The organism is Streptomyces pactum, from assembly GCF_016031615.1.
Lineage (GTDB): Bacteria > Actinomycetota > Actinomycetes > Streptomycetales > Streptomycetaceae > Streptomyces > Streptomyces pactus.
In genome coordinates this window covers 4,527,734-4,546,877 of the sequence record NZ_JACYXC010000001.1, presented here as the reverse complement: position 1 = coordinate 4,546,877, position 19,144 = coordinate 4,527,734, and the positions used below count along the sequence as shown (strand labels likewise).

Genomic DNA, 19,144 nt, shown 5'->3' with positions numbered 1-19,144 from the left:
ATACCGGGGCGTCCACCGTGATACGCGTGGGCGCCTCTCCTTCGCCGTCCCCCGTCACCGCCACCACCGCCGCGCCCGGGGACCGGGCCGGGCGCCGCGCCCCCTGCCGGCCGTGCGCCCACCGCGAGCCGGGCACCGCCCCCGGACGGATCCCGGCCGCCCGCCGCGCCGTCACCGGAGCCGCCGGACGGACCACCGAGGCCGGACGGACCACCGAGGCCGGACGGACCACCGAGGCCGGAGGGACCACCGAGGCCGGGCGGGCCGGCACCACCGAACGGGCCGTCGGCACCGGGCGCGAGACCGGCCGCACCGGCACCACCCCGCAGGCCCCCGCCGCCGACCGGACCGGCCCCGCCGGCCGGACCCCGGGCACCGGAGGGGCCGGCAGCTCGGCACGGACCCCGGACGCCGACCGGCTGCGTCCCGGCGGCCCCGGCTACCGCCGGATGAACCTGGCCCTGTTCGCCGCCGGTGTGGCCACGTTCGCGCTGCTGTACTGCACCCAGGCGCTGCTGCCGGCGATCTCCGCGGACCTCGGCGTCACCGCGGACCGGGCGAGCTGGACGGTCTCCGCCGCCACCGGCGCCCTGGCGCTGGCGGTGCTGCCGCTGAGCGCGCTCTCCGAGCGGTTCGGGCGGCGCACCATGATGACGGCCTCGCTGAGTTCGGCCGCGCTGGTGTCGGTGGCCGTCCCGTTCGCCCCCGACCTGGGCTGGCTGATCGCGCTCCGCGCGGTGCAGGGCGCGGCGCTGGCCGGGCTGCCCGCCTCGGCGATGGCGTACCTGGCGGAAGAGGTCCGGCCCAAGGCGCTGGTCGGCGCGATCGGCCTGTTCGTGGCCGGCAACAGCATCGGCGGCATGTCGGGCCGCATCCTCACCGGCTGGGTGTCCCAGGCGTGGGGCTGGCGCGCGGCGCTGGCGGCGGTGGCCGTGCTCGCCGTGGCGGCGGCCGTCACCTTCCGGCTGCTGCTGCCGCCGGCCCGCCACTTCACCCCGAACCCGCAGGGGCCGCGGGCGGTGGCCCGTACCGTGGCCGGGCACCTGGCCGACCCGCTGCTGCGCCGGCTGTACGCGGTGGGGGCGCTGTTCATGACGGTCTTCGGCGCGGTCTACACCGTCATCGGCTACCGGCTGGTGGGGGCGCCGTTCCACCTGCCGCAGGGCGTGGTCGGCTCCATCTTCCTCGTCTACCTCGTCGGCACGGTCTCCTCGGCCACCGCCGGCCGGGTGGTGGGCCGGCTGGGCCGCCGCGGGGCGCTGTACGGGGCGGTGGCCACCACCGCCGCCGGGCTGCTGCTGACCGCCACCCCCTGGCTCGCCGCCGTGCTGCTCGGCCTGGTGCTGATCACCGCCGGGTTCTTCGCCGGCCACGCGGTGGCGTCCTCCGCGGTGAGCCGGACCGCCCGCACCGGCCGCGCCCAGGCCTCGGCGCTGTACCAGACCACGTACTACCTGGGCTCCAGCGTGGGCGGTGCGCTGGGCGCGGTCGCCTTCCACGCGATGGGCTGGAGCGGCACCGTGTCCCTGGGCCTGGTGGCGGTGCTCGCCGCGGCCGGGATCACCCTGCTGGGCACCCGGGCCGCCCGCGCCGAGCGCAGCGCCCGCGCCGCCCACCCGTCCCGCCCCCTCGGTCACGGTGGCCCGGCTGACCGGGCGCTGACGGCCCCGGACGCGTGAGGCCCGGCGAGCGCCGCCCGCCGGGCCTCCGCCGTGCCCGCGCCCGCTCGGCGGGGTACGGGAGGCCGGCGCCCGGGGTCCGGCTCCAGCAGGGGGCACGGCCGTCCGGAGGCGGCGGCCATGACCCGGGAGCGCAACGGCTCACCCGTCAGCATGTCCGCGAACTGCCCGGAGTGGTTCGTGACCTCTTCCTCCCGCAACTCGACCGCGTCGGCAGCAGTGGTCCGGAACTCGTACCGGAAGTCGACGTGCGGATGCTCCGACCCGCCTCCGCCCGGCACCGGGCCCGGTACGCCGCGCGCCCGCCGCCGGTGCGGGGCCGGTGGCGGGCGCGGGGCGGAGGCGGGTCAGCCGATGCGGTCGAGGACGATCGGGGACGGGGTGAAGTCCGTGCCCGGGGCGGCGACCTCCACCGCTCCGTCGAGCGCCGCGAGCGCGTAGTCGAACTTCTCCGGGGTGTCGGTGTGCAGCGTCAGCAGCGGCTCGCCGGCGGTCACCGTGTCACCCGGCTTGGCGTGGAGTTCGACGCCCGCGCCGGCCTGCACCGGGTCCTCCTTGCGGGCCCGGCCGGCGCCCAGCCGCCAGGCGGCGACGCCGACCGCGTAGGCGTCCAGCGCGGTCAGCACGCCGGAGGCCGGGGCAGTGACCACGTGCTGCTCGCGGGCGACCGGGAGCGGGGCGTCCGGGTCGCCGCCCTGGGCGCTGATCATGCGGCGCCAGTGGTCCATCGCGGAGCCGTCGGCGAGCGCCCGGGCCGGGTCGGCGTCGGGCAGGCCGGCCGCGTCGAGCATCTCCCGGGCCAGCGCCAGGGTCAGCTCCACCACGTCCGCCGGGCCGCCGCCGGCCAGCACCTCCACGGACTCGCGGACCTCCAGCGCATTGCCGGCGGTCCGGCCGAGCGGGGTGGACATGTCGGTGAGCAGGGCGACGGTCCGCACCCCGTGGTCGGTGCCCAGGCCCACCATGGTGGCGGCCAGTTCGCGGGCCGCCGCCAGGTCCTTCATGAACGCGCCGGAGCCGACCTTGACGTCCAGCACCAGGGCGCCGGTGCCCTCCGCGATCTTCTTCGACATGATCGAGGAGGCGATCAGCGGGATGGACTCCACGGTGCCGGTGACGTCGCGGAGCGCGTACAGCTTCTTGTCGGCGGGCGCGAGGCCGTCCCCGGCCGCGCAGATCACCGAGCCGACGTCGCCGAGGACCCGCATCATCTCCTCGTTGGAGAGCAGCGCCCGCCAGCCGGGGATGGACTCCAGCTTGTCCAGGGTGCCGCCGGTGTGGCCCAGGCCCCGGCCGGAGAGCTGCGGCACGGCGGCGCCGCAGGCGGCCACCAGGGGGGCGAGCGGCAGGGTGATCTTGTCGCCGACGCCGCCGGTGGAGTGCTTGTCGGCGGTGCGGCGCGGCAGCGCGGCGAAGTCCATGCGCTCGCCGGAGGCGATCATCGCGGCGGTCCAGCGGGCGATCTCGGCCCGGTCCATGCCGTTGAGGAAGATCGCCATGGCCAGCGCGGACATCTGCTCGTCGGCGACCTCACCGCGGGTGTAGGCGTCGATGATCCAGTCGATCTGGCCGTCGGTGAGCCGGCCGCCGTCCCGCTTGGCGCGGATGACGGAGATGGCGTCCATGAGGTACGGGCCTTTCTGGTGGGGCGGGCGGTACGGGGGCCGACGGCGCGGCGGGCGTCCGGGGCCGGGCTCCGGCCTGCGGCGGCGGGGGCGTCCGGGTTCCGGCCCCCGGCGGTACGGCGCGGGCGCCGGGCCGGGCGGACCCGGGTCCGGCGCCCGCCCTGCGGGCTACCTGGCCAGGTCGGCGGGGCCGAAGGCGTCCGGCAGCAGGTCGGACAGCGGACGGACACCGGCCGTGGTCTCCACCTGGAGGGTGGGGCCGCCGTGCTCCCACAGCAGCTGGCGGCAGCGGCCGCACGGCATGAGCACCGCGCCGTGCCGGTCCACGCAGGTGAAGGCGGTGAGCCGGCCGCCGCCGGTGGCGAACAGCTCGGAGACCAGACCGCACTCGGCGCACAGCGCCACCCCGTAGGCGGCGTTCTCCACGTTGCAGCCGGTCACCGTGCGGCCGTCGTCCACCAGGGCGGCGGCACCCACCGGGAAGCCGGAGTACGGGGCGTAGGCCCGGGACATGGCGTCCCGGGCCGCGCCGCGCAGCGCCTCCCAGTCGACGGGGGCTCCGGTCATTTGCCCTGCCCCCTGCGGTAGGGCTTGCCGTTGGCCTTCGGCATCCGCAGCCGCTGCGCGGCCAGCGCCATGACCAGCAGCGTCACCACGTACGGGGTGGCGCCGACCAGCACGTTGTCCACCGTGTCGGTGAGCAGGTACCAGACCAGCAGCAGGGCGGCGACGGCGGCGCAGACGCCGGCCGCGACCAGGCTCCTGCGGTACGCCTTCCACAGCGCGAAGAGCGCCAGGGAGATCGCGACCAGCAGCACCAGGGCGTGCACGGTGTCGCCGCCGCCGCGCAGCTGGAGCGCGTCGGAGTAGCCGAACAGGCCCGCGCCCATGGCCAGGCCGCCGGGCCGCCAGTTGCCGAAGAGCATGGCGGCCAGGCCGATGTAGCCGCGCCCGCCGGTCTGGCCCTCGTTGTAGATGTGCGAGGAGACCAGGGCGAGGAACACGCCGCCGAGCCCGGCCAGACCGCCGGAGACGGCGAGTGCCGCGTACTTGTAGAGGTAGACGTTGACGCCGAGCGACTCGGCGGCCGTCGGGTTCTCGCCGCAGGACCGCAGGCGCAGGCCGAACGAGGTCTTCCACAGCACGAAGAAGGTGCCGACCACCAGGGCGACCGCGACCACGGTGAGCGCCGAGACGTCGGTGACCAGGCCGCCGAGGATGCCGGCGACGTCCGACACCACGAACCAGTGCTTGTCCGCCAGGTCCTCCAGCCGGTCCGACACCCACGGCACGGTGAAGTCCGGGATGTCGTCCACCTGCGGGGACTGCTTGGGGCTGCCGCCCTCGTCGGCCAGCGGGCCGAACCAGCGCTTGGCGAGGTAGGTGGTGGTGCCCAGCGCCAGGATGTTGATGGCCACACCGGAGACGATGTGGTCCACGCCGAAGGTGACGGTCGCGACGGCGTGCACCAGGCCGCCGACCACGCCGCCCAGGACACCGGCCAGGACGCCGACCCAGGGGCTGGTCTGGTAGCCGGCCCAGGCACCGAAGAAGGTGCCCAGGATCATCATGCCTTCCAGGCCGATGTTGACCACACCGGCCCGCTCGGCCCACAGCCCGCCCAGGCCGGCCAGGCCGATGGGCACCGCCATGGCCAGCGCGGCGGAGATCTGCCCGGAGGAGGTGATGCTGTTGAACGCGGCCTGGTCCGGCTTGGCGACCAGGCCGACGATCTCGCGGACCACCGACAGCAGGACCAGGGCGGCCGCCACGAACAGCAGTGCCTTGCCGAGGGACAGCCGGGCGGGCGCGGCCTTGGGACGGGTCACATCGGCGGTCTTGGGAGTCGCCTCGGTGCTCACGCCGTCACCTCCTGCGCGTCGTTCTTACGGGCCTGGGCGGCGAGTTCGGCGCCGACCTTCTGCTGCTGGCGCCGGGTTCCGTAGCGGCGGACCAGCTCGTAGGCGATGACCACGCACAGCACGATCACGCCCTGCATGACGCCGACGATCTCGCGGTCGTAGCCCTCGAACTCCAGCCGGTTGGCGCCCCGCTCCAGGAAGCCCCACAGCAGCGCGGCGAGCGCGATGCCCACCGGGTTGTTGCGGCCCAGCAGGGCGATGGCGATACCGGTGAAGCCGACGCCCAGCGGGAAGTTGTTGCTGTACTGGTGGGAGTCGTTGAGCAGGGTGGGCATGCCCACCAGGCCCGCCACGGCGCCGGACAGCAGCATGCTGATGAGCACCATGCGCTTGACGTTGACGCCGCTGGCCTGGGCGGCGGACTCCGAGCGGCCCACCGCGCGCAGGTCGAAGCCGAAGCGGGTGCGGCCGAGCAGGAACCAGTAACCGACCCCGGCCAGGGCCGCGACGACGATGAAGCCCCAGACGGGCTCCAAGCCCTCGCCGGCCGGGATGGTGAAGAAGTGGCTGGACTCCGGCAGCGGCGGGGTGGCCACGATGTTGGTGTCCTTGTCCAGCTCGCCGAGCCGCTCGTCCACCAGCAGGTAGCCGATGATGATCGTGGTCAGCGCGTTCAGCATGATGGTGCTGATCACCTCGCTGACCCCTCGGTAGACCTTCAGCAGGCCGGCGATGGCCGCCCAGGCCGCGCCGACCGCCATGGCGACCAGGATGATCAGCGGGATCTGGATGATGCCGGGGAGGGTCAGGGCGCCGCCGACCACCGCGGCGAAGAACGCCGCGAGCCGGTACTGGCCGTCCACCCCGATGTTGAACAGGTTCATCCGGAAGCCGATGGCGACCGCGAGGCCGGACAGGAAGAACCCGGTGGCCTTGTTGAGGATGTAGACCTGGCTGTCGGACTTCAGCCCGTAGTCGAACATGATGCTGAAGGCGTCGAACGGCGCCTTGCCGGTCGCCCACAGCACCAGCGAGGTGAGCAGGAACGCCCCGGCGAGGGCGAGCAGCGGGGCGGCGACCGCCAGCAGCACCCGTTCGGTGTCGATGCGCTTGAGCGGGGAGCCGGAGGTCCGGCCCCCGGTCTGCGGAGTTGTTGTCATCGGTCCTCTCCCCCAGCGTCCCGGGCGGCGTCGCCGGACGGGTCGCCGTCGGCTGCCTCCAGGTGGCCGGAAGCCGCGCCGGTCATGGCCGAGCCCAGCTCCTCCGGGGTGATCGTGGCAGGGTCGGCGTCGGCGACCAGGCGGCCGCGGTACATGACGCGCAGGGTGTCGGACAGGCCGATCAGCTCGTCCAGGTCGGCGGAGATCAGCAGCACCGCGAGCCCCTCGCGGCGCGCCTCGCGGATCTGGTCCCAGATCTGGGCCTGGGCGCCGACGTCCACGCCGCGCGTGGGGTGCGCGGCGATCAGCAGCTTGGGGTCGTGGCTCATCTCGCGGCCGACGATCAGCTTCTGCTGGTTGCCGCCGGACAGCGAGGCCGCGGTGACCTCGATGCCGGGGGTGCGCACGTCGTACTCGGCGACGATCCGCTCGGTGTCGCGGCGTGCGGCGCCCGGGTCGAGCAGGCCGTGGCGGCTGTTGGGCCGCTCGGTGACGTGCCCGAGGATGCGGTTCTCCCACAGCGGGGCGTCCAGCAGCAGTCCGTGCCGGTGGCGGTCCTCGGGGATGTACCCGATGCCGTCCTCGCGCCGCTTGCGGGTGGGGGCCTGGCTGATGTCGGCGCCGTCCAGGGTGACGGTCCCGGCGTCCGGGACCCGCATGCCCATGATGGCCTCGACGAGTTCGGCCTGGCCGTTGCCCTCGACGCCGGCGATGCCGAGCACCTCGCCCTTGCGGATGGTGAAGCTGATCCGGTCCAGCACCGCGCGCTCCACGCCGTCCACGTCCCGCGCGGTCAGGTGCAGGTCGGAGACGGTGAGCATCGGGGTGTCGGTGACCGTGGACTCGCGGGTCTCCGGCGACGGCAGTTCGCTGCCGACCATCAGCTCGGCGAGCTGCTTGGGGGTGGTCTCGGACGGGACGACCGAGGCCACCGTGGTGCCGCGCCGGATGACGGTGATGTCGTCGGCGACGGAGAGCACCTCGCCCAGCTTGTGCGAGATGAAGATGACGGTCAGGCCCTCGCTCTTGAGCTCGCGCAGGTTGGCGAAGAGCGCGTCCACCTCCTGCGGGACCAGCACCGCGGTCGGCTCGTCGAGGATGAGGGTGCGCGCGCCGCGGTAGAGGACCTTGAGGATCTCCACCCGCTGGCGGTCGGCGACGCCGAGGTCCTCCACCAGGGCGTCCGGGCGGACCCCCAGGCCGTAGGCGTCGGAGATCTCCATGATCTTGGCGCGGGCGCGGGAGCCGATGCCGTGCAGCCGCTCCGCGCCGAGGACGACGTTCTCCAGCACGGTGAGGTTGTCGGCGAGCATGAAGTGCTGGTGCACCATGCCCACCCCGCGCACGATGGCGTCGGCGGGCGTGTGCAGCTGCACCGGGCTGCCGTCGATCTCGATGGTGCCCTCGTCGGGACGCTGCATCCCGTAGAGGATCTTCATCAGGGTGGACTTGCCGGCGCCGTTCTCGCCCACGAGGGCATGTACGGTCCCGCGGCGCACGGTGATGTCGATGTCGTGGTTGGCGACGACTCCGGGGAACCGCTTGGTGATTCCGCGGAGCTGTACCGCGACGTCCGAGGAGGCGTCGGCGGAGGGCTCGCCCTGAGGGGCGCTGGCGGCTTTGATGGCGCTCTCCTGGGGGAAGGGGGGGCGGGGTCGGGACACGACGGACCCGGGCGGACGCTGCGTCAGCCGTCCCCCCGGGCCCGTCACGGGCGGTGGCCGGCGGTGGCCGGGGCGGGGTCCCGGCCGGGCCGGTCAGCCCTTGTAGGTGTCGACCACCTTGATCTCACCGTCGATGATCTTCTTCTTGGCCTCTTCGATCTTCGGCTTGATGTCGTCGAGGAAGCCGCCGGAGAAGGAGATGCCCACGCCGCCCTCGGCGAGGGAGTACCGCTGCACGCCGGTGAGCGGCTTGTCGTCCTGGACGGACTTGATCAGGTCGTAGACGCCGCCGTCCACGTTCTTCAGCGCGGAGGTGAGGATGGTGTCCCGGTAGCTGGCCAGGCCCTTGGAGTAGTACTGGTCACCGTCGACGCCGATGGACCAGGTGCCCTTCTTGCCCGCGGTCGCCTCGATGGCCCCGGCGCCGGAGGAGCCGGCGGCCGAGTAGATCACGTCGATGTCCTTGGAGAGCATGCCCTGGGCGATCGCCTTGCCGCGGTCCGGCATACCGAAGCCCGCCGCGTCGTTGATCTTGACCCACTGGACGTCCAGGGACGCCTTGGGGTTGGTGGCCTTCAGGCCCTGCTCGAACCCGCCGGCGAACTTCTTGATCAGCGCGCTGTCGGTGCCGCCGATGAAGCCGACCTTGTCGGTCTTGGTCTTCAGGCCCGCCGCGACACCGGCGAGGTAGGAGCTCTCCTGCTCGGTGAAGACGATGGAGGCGACGTTCTTGGCGTCGACGACCGAGTCCACGATGCCGAAGGTGGTGTCCTTGAACTTCTCCTCCTTGGCGATCTTCTGCATGGAGGGGGTCCAGGCGTAGCCGACACCGATGACCGGGTTGTAACCGGCCTCGGCCAGGCTGGCGAGCTTGTCGTAGCGGTCGGCCTCGGTGTCCCCGTCCTTGGCCGTCAGCTCCTTGCCCTTGATCTTGAACTCCTTGAGGGCCTTGTCGTAGCCCTTGGCCGCGGAGTCGTTGAACGAGTGGTCACCACGGCCGCCGACGTCGTAGGCGAGGCCGACGCCCGCGTCCTTGCCGCTCTCGTCGGAGCTGCTGCCACAGGCGGTGACGGAAAAAGCGAGTGCCGCGGTGGCGATGCCCGCGACAGCGATCGTGGATACCCGGCGCACGAGGGGTCCCCTTCGGATTGAAGCGCCTCCTTTGGCGCTGGTTTCGCCGCATCGTAACGCGCGTAGATGTCAGATAAAGGGGTGCTTCGAAGCCGTTATCGGATCGTCGCGAACCTGATCCGACCATTCGACCTACGGAAGGTGTCGGTCGAGCAAAGCCGCCGCGGTGAACAGTTCCACACCGACCTGGATCGCCCCCTCGTCCACGTCGAAATCGCCACGGTGCAGGTCACGCCGGGCGGTGTCGCCCACCCGCCGCACGCCCAGCCGGGCCATCGCCCCGGGCACGTGCTCCAGGTACCAGGAGAAGTCCTCGCCGCCCAGGCTCTGCTCGGTGCCCTCCACCGCGTCCGGCCCGCGCCGCGCCGCCATCGCCCGGCGCAGCAGGTCCGCGGAGGTCTCCTCGTTGACCACCGGCGGCACCCCGCGTACGTAGGTGATCTCCGACTTGGCGCCGTACAGCGCCGCGACCTCGTCCACCGCGGCGTGCACCAGGTCGGGCGCCTCGCGCCAGGCGGGCAGGTCCAGGCAGCGGACGGTGCCGGACAGCTCGGCGCGCTGCGGGATGACGTTGCAGGCGTGGCCGGTGGTCAGCCGTCCCCAGGTGACGGCGAGGCCGGAGCGGGTGTCCACCCGCCGGGCGAGCAGCGCGGGCACCTCGGTGGCGACCTTGGCGGCGGCGGTGACCAGGTCGGTGGTCAGGTGCGGGCGGGCGGTGTGGCCGCCGGGGCCGCTGAGGGCGACCTCCAGCCGGTCGCAGGCGGAGGTGATCGGCCCGGTCCGCAGCCCGATCCGGCCCACGTCCACCCGCGGGTCGCAGTGCACCGCCAGGATGCGGCCCACCCCGTCGAGCACGCCCGCCTCCACGGCGTCCGCGGCGCCGCCGGGCAGCACCTCCTCGGCGGGCTGGAAGAGCAGCCGGACCGGCCGGGGCAGCCTCCCCTCCCGGGCCAGACCGGCGAGGACCAGCCCGGCGCCGAGCACCACGGTGGTGTGGACGTCGTGGCCGCAGGCGTGCGCCCGGTCCGGGACGGTGGAGCGGTACGCCACGGTCTTCACGTCCGGGATGGGCAGTGCGTCGATGTCCGCGCGCAGCGCCAGCCGGGACTGCCCCGGGGCCGGGGTGCCGATGTCGCAGACCACCCCGGTGCCACCGGGCAGCACCTGTGGGTCGAGCCCGGCCTGTTCCAGTCTCGCCTTGATCGCCGCGGTGGTCCGGAACTCACAGTTGCCCAGCTCGGGGTGCATGTGCAGATCGCGACGGAAGGTGATCAGCTCGCTGCGCAGCCCCTCGGGCAGGACGCCGGCCGGTTCCGCTTCGGCGGCGGCGTCGCCCTGGGACAGCCCGGTCTCCGGGGACATCACGTGGTTCACCTGATGAAGCGTAAGCCGACAGACGGGTGAACCGGGTGCGATCGTCGAAATTTCAGCCCCATAGGGGACGTAAAACGGGGCCGACTGCGCATGATCTTCCGATGCGAGGGGTATAACAGCGCCCTTCTTCCGTTCGACGCAAGGGCGTTCGGGAGATTCCGGCCCCGTCCGCCGCCCCGGCGGATTCCGTTCCGCGTCTCACCCCGTGGACGCCGACGCCCGGGGCACCGGCGACCGCGCGTCCCCGCGAGCGGGGACCGCGGGCCCGGGAGGTGCCCCGGGAGGCGGCGGGTACGCGGGTCGGCGGCGGCAGCGCGGCCCGGGGCGGCCCGGGTACGCGGGGCGACGGCGGCGGCGCGGCCCACAGCCGGTTACGCGGGCGGCGGCCGGGGCGGGCGGTGTTCCCGGACCGGCATCCGGTCGGGCGATGCGCCGGGGCCTCCGGGCGGACGGTGCGTGCCGGCCCGGGCCCGGCTTCCGGGCGCCCGCCGGACCGCCCGCTCGGCCGGGCGGTCCGGGGCGCCCGGACCGGGGTCTAGGAGGAGCTGAGCGGGGAGGCGGGCAGCCGCTGGACGTCCCGCGCGCTGCCGGTGACCCCGGACAGGAAGCCCTGCGCCCGCGGTGAGGCGCCGCTGGTCAGCCACGCCGGGTCGATGTCGCAGACGGCGACCCGGACCCCGGTGCCGGCCAGCGCCAGCGGCAGGGTGTGCACCACGGTGGAGGGGAAGCTGAGGATGGAGGTGCCGATCGGGCCGCGCCGGGCGATCAGCTCCAGCGGCAGTTCCGGCCGGACCACCTCCAGGCCGATCTCCGCGGTGACCCGGTGGAGCTTGTCGGTGCTCTCCTTGCGGTGCGCGAAGTACCGGGTGGCGCCGTGGGCACGGGCCAGCGCGCCGACCGCCTCCAGGTAGCGCTCCTGGTCCACCACGCCGGTCTCCACCAGCGAGGTGCCCACCAGATCGGCGCCGTCGGTGAGGCGGGGCGGGCCGAACCGGGCGCGGGTCCAGGCGAAGTCGTTGGCGGTGACGGTGACGCCGGCGGGCGGGTCCACCGGCATGGAGCTGAACACCTCGACGCGGTGGTCGCCGCCCGGGGTCAGCTTGCGGCGCGCGGAGGCGGAGACCGGCGCGAAGACCAGGTCGCGCGGCCCGCGGCCGTTGCCCCGCCGGTGCCAGCGGACCAGCGGTTCCCCGGCGGCCAGCTGGGAGATGAACTCCATGGTCGCGGTGCCGTCGTCCACCACGATCAGGTCGCGCGCCCGGGTGAGGGTGAGCAGCAGCTGCACGTACCGCGAGAACGGGTCGCCGATGACGATCCGTTCGGCGCGCCGCAGCGGCCCGGAGAGTCCGCCGATGGTGCGGAACGGGGCGCTCGCCCCGCCGCGCGCGTCCTCCCAGCGGACGGTGACGCCCTCGTCGCGGGCGAGGTCCGCCATCCGGCGCAGCTGGCCGCGGGTCATCGGGTCGTGCGGGGAGAGCACCACCACGGTGAGCCGGTCCACCGCGCCGGTGAGCACCGGCACGCCGTCCGGGTCGGACACCACCGGCTCCCCGGCCGCCGGCGCCGCGGGGGACGGGCCCGGCGGGGCCGGTGCCGGGGACGCCGCCGCGTCCCCGGCACCGGCCCCCGGGCGGTCGGGACGGTGGCCGGCCGGTTCCCCGGTCCCGGTCGGGACCGGGGGCGCGGCCGGGACGCCCACACCGGGTCCGGGGCCGGACGCCGCGCCCGGTCCGGGGCCGGGTGCCACGGCGGGTGCGGGCACCGACCCGCGTCCGCCGCCCGGCGCCCGGGCCGCCGTCCGCCGGGCGTCGGCGTACGCCCACTCCAGGACGTTGAGCAGCTGGACCGGGCTCTCCACGAAGGCGAGCGTCTCGGGCTGCCGCGCCGCGTCCGGCGGCGGGGTCCCCGAGCGGCGCACGGGCGTGGCCGCCTGCGGGGGGCGGGGGCCGCCGGACGGCCCGGCCGGTGTGGTGTCCACCAGTGGGTGACCTGCCTAACGGATCGTCAGGTTCTCTTCCGGGGTCAGACGGTGGCGGGCTCGCGGTCCCCGGCCTCGGCGACGACGCCCGCCACGCGGCGCAGCTTCTTCATCGGGCCGAGCTCGCTGTCGTACACCTTCTTGACGCCGTCGCCGAGCGACTCCTCGATGACGCGGATGTCACGGACCAGGCGCTCCAGGCCCTGCGGCTCCACGGAGGCGGCCTGGTCGGAGCCCCACATGGCGCGGTCCAGGGTGATGTGGCGCTCCACGAAGACCGCGCCGAGGGCGACCGCGGCGAGCGTGGTCTGCAGGCCGGTCTCGTGGCCGGAGTAGCCGATCGGCACGTTCGGGTACTCGGCCTGGAGGGTGTTGATGACCCGCAGGTTGAGCTCCTCGGCCTTGGCCGGGTAGGTGGAGGTGGCGTGGCAGAGCAGGATGTTCTCGCTGCCGAGCACCTCCACCGCGTGGCGGATCTGCTTGGGGGTGGACATGCCGGTGGAGAGGATGATCGTCCGGCCGGTGGCGCGCAGCGCGCGCAGCAGCTCGTCGTCGGTGAGCGAGGCGGAGGCCACCTTGTGCGCCGGCAGGTCGAACTTCTCCAGGAAGGCGACGGCCTCGGTGTCCCACGGGGAGGCGAACCAGGCGATGCCGCGCTTCTTGCAGTGCTCGTCGATCTGGCGGTACTCGTCCTCGCCGAACTCCACGCGGTGGCGGTAGTCGATGTAGGTCATCCGGCCCCACGGGGTGTCGCGCTCGATGTCCCACTGGTCGCGCGGGGTGCAGATCTCCGGGGTGCGCTTCTGGAACTTGACCGCGTCGCAGCCGGCCTCGGCGGCCACGTCGATCAGCTTGAACGCGTTCTCCAGATCACCGTTGTGGTTGATGCCGATCTCACCGGTGACGTAGACCGGGTGGCCGGGGCCGACGATCTTGTCGCCGAGGGTGCGGAGGCGGGTGTTGGAGCTCACGTGAAACCTTTCGGGAAGTCCCGGCCGTGCGGATGGGGGCCGGGGCGGAACATCAGGCGATCGGGCGGCTGCGGCCTCGCGGTGCGACGCCGTGCCGTCAGCCGGCGGACGGCGGCGTCCGACGGGCGGGGCAGGTCGGGGCGGCGGCCGGCGGACCCGCGGGCGGGTGCGGCCGGTGGCCCGGGGTCGGCTAGGAGAGTTCCTTTCCGAGGAGCCAGGTGGCGATCTCGCGGATCGCCCCGTGCCCTCCGGGTGCGGTGGTCACCGCCCGGGCGGCACCGCGCACGACGTCGTGCGCGGTCGCCACCGCGACCGGCCAGCCGACCAGGTCGAAGCACGACAGATCGTTGACGTCGTTTCCGACATAGAGGACCCGCTCGGGGGCGATGCCCTCGTCCTCGCACCACTGCTTCAGTGCGAGATCCTTGCGGTCGATGCCGTGCAGCACGGGGATGCGGAGCTTCCGCGCGCGGGCGGCGACGACCGGGTTCTGCTCCGTGGACAGGATCAGCAGCGGCAGCCCGGCGCGGCGCAGCGCGGCGATCCCGAGCCCGTCGCCGCGGTGCACGGCGACGAGTTCGCGTCCTTCGGAGTCGATCAGCACCCTGTCGTCGGTCTGGGTGCCGTCGAAGTCGATGACCACCGCGTCGATGTCGGCACGGGTGGGGAGGGAGCCGGCCCGGGGCACGTCCAGCAGCGGCGCCAGGGCACGGGCCCGGGCCAGGTCGTGCGGGTCGTCGATCTCCAGGACCCGCGCCGGGTCGGTGCGCACCAGCGCGGTGCGGCCGAAGAAGCGGTGCCGCTCGGCGCGGAAGCCGTCCACCCGCATCGCGTAGGCGGCGCCGGTCTCCAGCAGGTCCTGGGGGCGGTCCTGGCGGCGCGGCCGGAAGGACTTGTCGTGGTTGACGCCGTAGCCGCGGCTGCCGGTGTCCTCCCCGGCGGCGCCGGCGGCCGGGCCGGGCACCGGCGCGGCGGTGGTCCCGGTGGCCGGTCCGGTGGTGGCCGCGGCGGGCGCGGCGGCCAGGGCCTCGGTGCCGAACCCGCCGTCGTCGGCGGCGTCGCGCCAGACGAAGCCGTGGAAGGGGGCGACGGTCAGCGCGCTGTCGGCGCCGTCCTCGACGACGGCGGCGACCACCCCGTCGATGTCCTCGCGGACGATGAACGGGCTGGTGCACTGGACGAGCAGCACCACGTCGGCGGTGGCCCGGTGACGGTCCTCGAAGACGTCGAGCGCGTGCAGGACGGCGGCCTCGCTGGTGGCGGTGTCGCCGGCGATGCCGGAGGGGCGCTGGACCACCTCGGCCCCGGCGCCGCGGGCGGCGGCGGCGATGCCGGCGTCGTCGGTGGAGACGAGCACGTCCGTCACCAGCCGGGCGGCGCGGCACTCGCGGACCGCGCGGGCGACCAGCGGCACGCCGCCGACGGCGGCGAGGTTCTTGGCGGGCACGCCCTTCGATCCGCCGCGGGCGGGGATCACGGCGACCACGCGGCGCTCGGTGGTGGGGGGCATTGCGGCTCCTTCGGTGCCGGACGGGCCGCTCACGGCGCTTCCTCCGTCCGGCCGGTGACGGCGGCGGCCCGCGGTGCGCCGTGTCGGGGCGCGGCGGGGTCGCCTTCTTGCGGGGTGGTGCGGACGGGCGGTGCCGTACGGGGGCCGGCCGGCCCGGTGCCGCGGCGGTACGGCCGGGGGGCGGGGCGGTTCACAGCTCCCCCATCCGGCGGATCACCGGGGCCACCCGCTGCACGCCGTGCCGGTACGCCCCGCGGGCCGCCTCGCGCATGGTGTTGCGGACCACCCGGCGCAGGCCGCCGGCCGCGGCGGCGTCGGGGGCGGCGCCGGGGCGCGGGGTGCCGTCGGGCTGGAAGCCGTAGCGGCCCAGGATGCGCGGGAGGTACCCGGGCGCGGTGGTGGGCGTGTAGTAGGGGGCCGGCGGCGGCAGCCGGTCGGCGGCGGCGAGGGCGGCGACCCGGGCGCGGGCGGCGTCGAAGGCGGTGCGGTAGGCGTCGCCGACGGCCACGCCCTGCCGGGCGACCCACCCGGGGTCGGGCTCGGGCAGGTAGCCGGCGTCCAGTTCGTCCCAGGAGGCGAGGCAGCCGGAGCCGAGGAAGTGGTGGTTGCCGAGCACCTCGCGGATGCCCAGGTCGGTGAGGACGGCGGTGGGGATGCCGCGGTGCAGCGACTCCAGGGCGGCGGTGGAGCTGACCGTGACCAGCAGGTCGGTGGTGTCCAGGACCTCGCCCATGTTCCCGTAGGCGAGGCGGAAGTTCTCCGGGGTGCCGCCCTCCAGCTTGGCCACCAGCTTCTGGTACGGCAGCTCCTCGATGTGCGTGGTGTGCTCGCCGGGCTTGCTGCGGAGCTTGACCAGCACCTCGCGGTCGGGGTTCTTCCGGGCGTGCTCGACGGCCCGGCGCAGCAGGTAGGTGCGGTCGGCCCGGTTGTCGGGCACCGAGGGCTGGACGGCGAAGACCACGGTGCCGCCGGGGTACCGGCGGGTGCGGCGGGCCCGCTCGTCGTAGGGGGCGCCACCGAGGAACGGCAGGGCGCACTCCACCACGCTCTCCGGGGACGCGCCGACGCCGGTGTAGACGTCGCGGAACCGGTCGGCGTCGTGCCGGGAGTTGGCGAGCACCACGTCGGCGCCGTGCCGCAGCAGCAGTCCGTCGGCGAGCTTCTCGTAGACCACGCCCACGTAGCCGGTGACGACCACCGGGCGGCGGGCGTGGCCGGCCCACGCGCGGGCGAGGCCGTGCAGCATCGCCTGGACGGCGCCGCCGACGCAGGACAGGACGATCACGTCGTACCGGTCGCGGTCCACCGCGGTGACGAACTCGGCGCCGGTGACCTCGCGCAGCTGACGCGCCCGTACCCCCACCTCGGCGAGCTGGCGCACCGTCGGGGTGGCCCGGCCGCGCAGCAGGTAGCCGTCGAGCTCGGCCTCCCGGGCGCCCCGGCCGGCGTCGCTCGCGCTGTCCGAGGTGCCGGTGATCAGTCGGTGCGCGGTGAGCGCGCCCCACTTCCACCGGGTGTCGGAGTCGGCGAGCACCGCGGCGCGCAAGGGGGAATGGGTACGAGTGGGCACGTCGCCGACGGTAGGAAGCGATTTCCAGCGAGGGCCCAACGCAAGTGCAACAAACGGTTAACAGCACATCGACGGTTGGAGAATCGGCAGGCCGGAGCACCGGGTTAACCATTCCGTCGTTCTTCGTTCACCTTCAAGTACGACGGAGGTCAAGACGAATGCCGGACGGAGACCTAGCGTCACCCGAGTGGTTAAGCTCTCCGTCATCGTGCCGTTCTACAACGTGCAGACCTATGCCCCTGACACCCTCAGAAGTCTGCGCGCGAACGCGCGTGAGGACTTCGAATTCATCCTCGTGGACGACTGCTCCGCCGACGGGACGCCGGACATCCTGGAGCGTGCCCGGCGCGAGCTGCCGGGGGCCGTACTGGTCCGTCACGAGCAGAACGGCGGGCTCGCCACCGCCCGTAACACGGGACTGGACGCGGCGAGCGGCGAGTACCTGACGTTCCTGGACGGGGACGACTGGGTCGCCCCCGGGTATTACGAGCAGCTCCTGGGCGCCATCGAGGGGTTGGGGGTGGACTTCGTCCGCACCGACCATGTGCAGTGCACCAACCGGGGCCGCAGCGTGCACCGGGTGCCGGTGGGCCGGCGGGACGAGGTGCTCGACCCCCGGGGCGCCATCCTCCCCGCCGACCGCTCCACCTCCGTGGACTACGCCTTCGCGTGGGCGGGCATCTACCACCGCCGCCTCGCCGACCAGGGCCTGCTGCATTTCACCCACGGGCTGCGCACCGCGGAGGACCGCCCGTGGATCTGGCGGCTGCACCGCGAGGCGCGCACCTTCGCGGTGGTCGGGCTGCTCGGCGTCTTCTACCGGCGGGGGGTGAGCACGTCGCTCACCCAGATCGGTGATGTGCGGCAGCTCGATTTCATTCGCGCATTCGATCAGGTGATTGAGGAAACCGCGCGGGACCGGGAGGCGGACCGGCTGCTCCCGAAAGCCGTGCGCACCTATTGTGCGATCATTTCCCACCACCTGGGGAATATCGAACGGTTCGAACCCGCTGTCGCGCGCAAGCTGCGCACCATGAGCGCGGCGGCGATGCGGCGCATGCCGCAGGACGTGCTGAAGGCGGCGCTGGACTCCATGGACTACGAACGTGCCGCACGGCTCCGGCGGCTGCGCCGGCGGACCGTGGCCGGAGAGGTGGCGGCCTGATGCCCGCGACCGGTGCCCGAGGGCGCACCCAGATCTTCTTCGCCTCCACCCTGTACGGCGTGGCCACCATCGCGGCCGCCCTGGACGCGGAGATGTTCCCCGCGGCGGACCGGCGGCTGCTGCTGGTGAGCAACAACGCCGCGGTGCCGGAGACCGCCCCGTCGCTGGACGAGATGGCCGGTTTCGAGCAGCTGCGGGACCGGTTCGACCGGGTGCTGTCGTGGAACGAGACGATCCGCCCGTTCCACCCCGGCGGGTGGTCGCCGCGCGGCAACGACGTGCCGATGTGGGAGCGTTACCTGCGGCTGCTGTGGGGCCTGGGTGACGACCGGGTGGAGCTGGTCCTGGAGTCCATCCAGGTCGACCCGGCGCTGGCGCTGGCCCGGCTCTTCCCGGACTCCCCGCTGGAGGTCTACGCGGACGGGCTGATGAGCTACGGGCCCACCCGCAACAAGCTGGACCCGCTGATCGGCACCCGCATCCGCCGGCTGCTCCACCTGGACCTGGTCCCGGGGCTGAAGCCGCTGCTGCTGACCGAGTTCGGCGTGGAGCCGGAGATCGTGCCCACCGACACCTTCACCAAGGTGCTCTCCGACCTCTCGCACGCGGTGCCGGACCGGGAGCTGGAGGCGCTCAGCACCTCGGCGGAGCGGCCGGCCCTGCTGCTGGGCCAGTACCTGTCGGCGCTCAACATCCTCACCCCCGAGGAAGAGGAGGAGCTGCACGTCCGGATGGTGCGGGGCGCCTACGCGCTGGGCCACCGCAACATCGTCTTCAAGCCGCACCCCACCGCCCCGGCGCGCTGGTCGCGGATGCTGGAGAAGGAGGCCGGGGAGCTGGGCGCGGCGCTCACCGTGGTGGACACCCCGGTCCTGGCCGAGGTGCTGTACCAGCGGATGCGGCCGGCGCTGGTGGTCGGTTGTTTCTCCACCGCGCTGCTCACCGCCACCACCTTCTACGGGCTGCCCGCCGCGCGGCTGGGCACCGAGGTGCTGCTGGAGCGGCTGACCCCGTACCAGAACAGCAACCGCATCCCGGTGACCGTGGTGGACGCGCTCCTGCCGGACCTGGAGGACCGGGCGGCGGTCGCCGCCTGGACGCCCGCGTCCACGGCGCACGCGGTGCGGGACAAGGACCTCACCGGGCTGGTCACCGCGGTCGGGTTCGCCATGCAGGCGCAGCTGTACCCGCAGTTGCGGCCGGCCGCCGAGCGGTACCTCGCGCTCAGCCTGGACGACCACACCTGGCGCTACTTCAAGCGGCGCCGGCTGACCGCGCTGGCGCTGCCCGGGGCGATGCCCTCCCAGCTGGGCTTCATCCCGCGCAACGAGACGGTCCGCCGGGTGGCCAAGCGGGCCCGCGCCGTACAGCGCAAGATCAAGAAGAAGGCCGGGAAGTGATCCGGGGCCGGACCGGACCGGCCTGACCCGGGCCCGGCCGGACATCCGGCCGGGC

The 19,144-nt window shown here is 73.9% G+C and carries 14 protein-coding genes; 3 read left to right on the top strand and 11 right to left on the bottom strand.

The features are described from left to right. Nucleotides 1-449 precede the first annotated feature (449 nt). Nucleotides 450-1,679: an MFS transporter gene (locus IHE55_RS17965; RefSeq protein ID WP_197992086.1), complete on the top strand. Its 1,230-nt coding sequence runs from the start codon at nt 450-452 to the stop codon at nt 1,677-1,679. A 347-nt stretch (nt 1,680-2,026) separates the two neighbouring features. On the opposite strand, the gene IHE55_RS17960 is transcribed toward IHE55_RS17965, so the two are convergent. The 11 genes from IHE55_RS17960 to IHE55_RS17910 all read right to left on the bottom strand — a co-directional run bounded on the left by IHE55_RS17960 (nt 2,027) and on the right by IHE55_RS17910 (nt 16,524). Further along, nucleotides 2,027-3,304 carry a thymidine phosphorylase gene (locus IHE55_RS17960; RefSeq protein ID WP_197989947.1) on the bottom strand — a complete coding sequence of 426 codons (1,278 nt, stop codon included), beginning with the start codon at nt 3,302-3,304 and terminating at the stop codon, nt 2,027-2,029. A 168-nt stretch (nt 3,305-3,472) separates the two neighbouring features. Beyond that, a complete protein-coding gene (locus IHE55_RS17955) occupies nt 3,473-3,871 on the bottom strand; it encodes a cytidine deaminase (RefSeq protein WP_197989946.1) in 399 nt (132 codons plus the stop codon). Beyond that, complete coding sequence (locus tag IHE55_RS17950; protein WP_197989945.1) at nt 3,868-5,166, bottom strand: ABC transporter permease; 1,299 nt, start codon at nt 5,164-5,166, stop codon at nt 3,868-3,870. The genes IHE55_RS17955 and IHE55_RS17950 overlap by 4 nt, the downstream gene beginning before the upstream one ends. After that, nucleotides 5,163-6,326 carry an ABC transporter permease gene (locus IHE55_RS17945; RefSeq protein ID WP_197989944.1) on the bottom strand — a complete coding sequence of 388 codons (1,164 nt, stop codon included), beginning with the start codon at nt 6,324-6,326 and terminating at the stop codon, nt 5,163-5,165. The genes IHE55_RS17950 and IHE55_RS17945 overlap by 4 nt, the downstream gene beginning before the upstream one ends. Next, nucleotides 6,323-7,951 (bottom strand): ABC transporter ATP-binding protein, encoded by a 1,629-nt coding sequence (locus tag IHE55_RS17940; protein ID WP_197992085.1) that lies wholly within the window; start codon nt 7,949-7,951, stop codon nt 6,323-6,325. Before IHE55_RS17940 ends, IHE55_RS17945 begins: the two co-directional genes overlap by 4 nt. 132 nt (nt 7,952-8,083) lie before the next feature. Then, nucleotides 8,084-9,121 (bottom strand): BMP family lipoprotein, encoded by a 1,038-nt coding sequence (locus IHE55_RS17935; RefSeq protein ID WP_197989943.1) that lies wholly within the window; start codon nt 9,119-9,121, stop codon nt 8,084-8,086. 132 nt (nt 9,122-9,253) lie between these two features. Next, entirely contained in the window at nt 9,254-10,483 is a 1,230-nt protein-coding gene (locus IHE55_RS17930; RefSeq protein ID WP_197992084.1) for an amidohydrolase, read from the bottom strand. A gap of 547 nt (nt 10,484-11,030) precedes the next feature. Further along, entirely contained in the window at nt 11,031-12,194 is a 1,164-nt protein-coding gene (locus IHE55_RS17925; protein WP_372442769.1) for a hypothetical protein, read from the bottom strand. A gap of 323 nt (nt 12,195-12,517) precedes the next feature. Continuing rightward, the gene (locus tag IHE55_RS17920) at nt 12,518-13,444 is read right to left on the bottom strand and encodes an N-acetylneuraminate synthase family protein (RefSeq protein ID WP_197989942.1); all 927 of its coding nucleotides are present in this window, start codon (nt 13,442-13,444) and stop codon (nt 12,518-12,520) included. Between the two features lie 190 nt (nt 13,445-13,634). Continuing rightward, entirely contained in the window at nt 13,635-14,954 is a 1,320-nt protein-coding gene (locus IHE55_RS17915) for an acylneuraminate cytidylyltransferase (RefSeq protein WP_197989941.1), read from the bottom strand. 190 nt (nt 14,955-15,144) lie between these two features. After that, nucleotides 15,145-16,524, bottom strand: a complete 1,380-nt coding sequence (locus tag IHE55_RS17910; protein WP_307826721.1) for a DUF6716 putative glycosyltransferase — start codon at nt 16,522-16,524, stop codon at nt 15,145-15,147. Nucleotides 16,525-16,711: 187 nt separating this feature from the next. Here IHE55_RS17910 and IHE55_RS17905 point away from each other — a divergent pair, with 187 nt between their 5' ends. Both IHE55_RS17905 and IHE55_RS17900 read left to right on the top strand, forming a co-directional pair. Beyond that, entirely contained in the window at nt 16,712-17,689 is a 978-nt protein-coding gene (locus tag IHE55_RS17905; protein WP_197989940.1) for a glycosyltransferase family 2 protein, read from the top strand. Then, nucleotides 17,689-19,089, top strand: a complete 1,401-nt coding sequence (locus IHE55_RS17900; RefSeq protein ID WP_197989939.1) for an alpha-2,8-polysialyltransferase family protein — start codon at nt 17,689-17,691, stop codon at nt 19,087-19,089. The genes IHE55_RS17905 and IHE55_RS17900 overlap by 1 nt, the downstream gene beginning before the upstream one ends. The last annotated feature ends 55 nt before the right edge of the window (nt 19,090-19,144 follow it).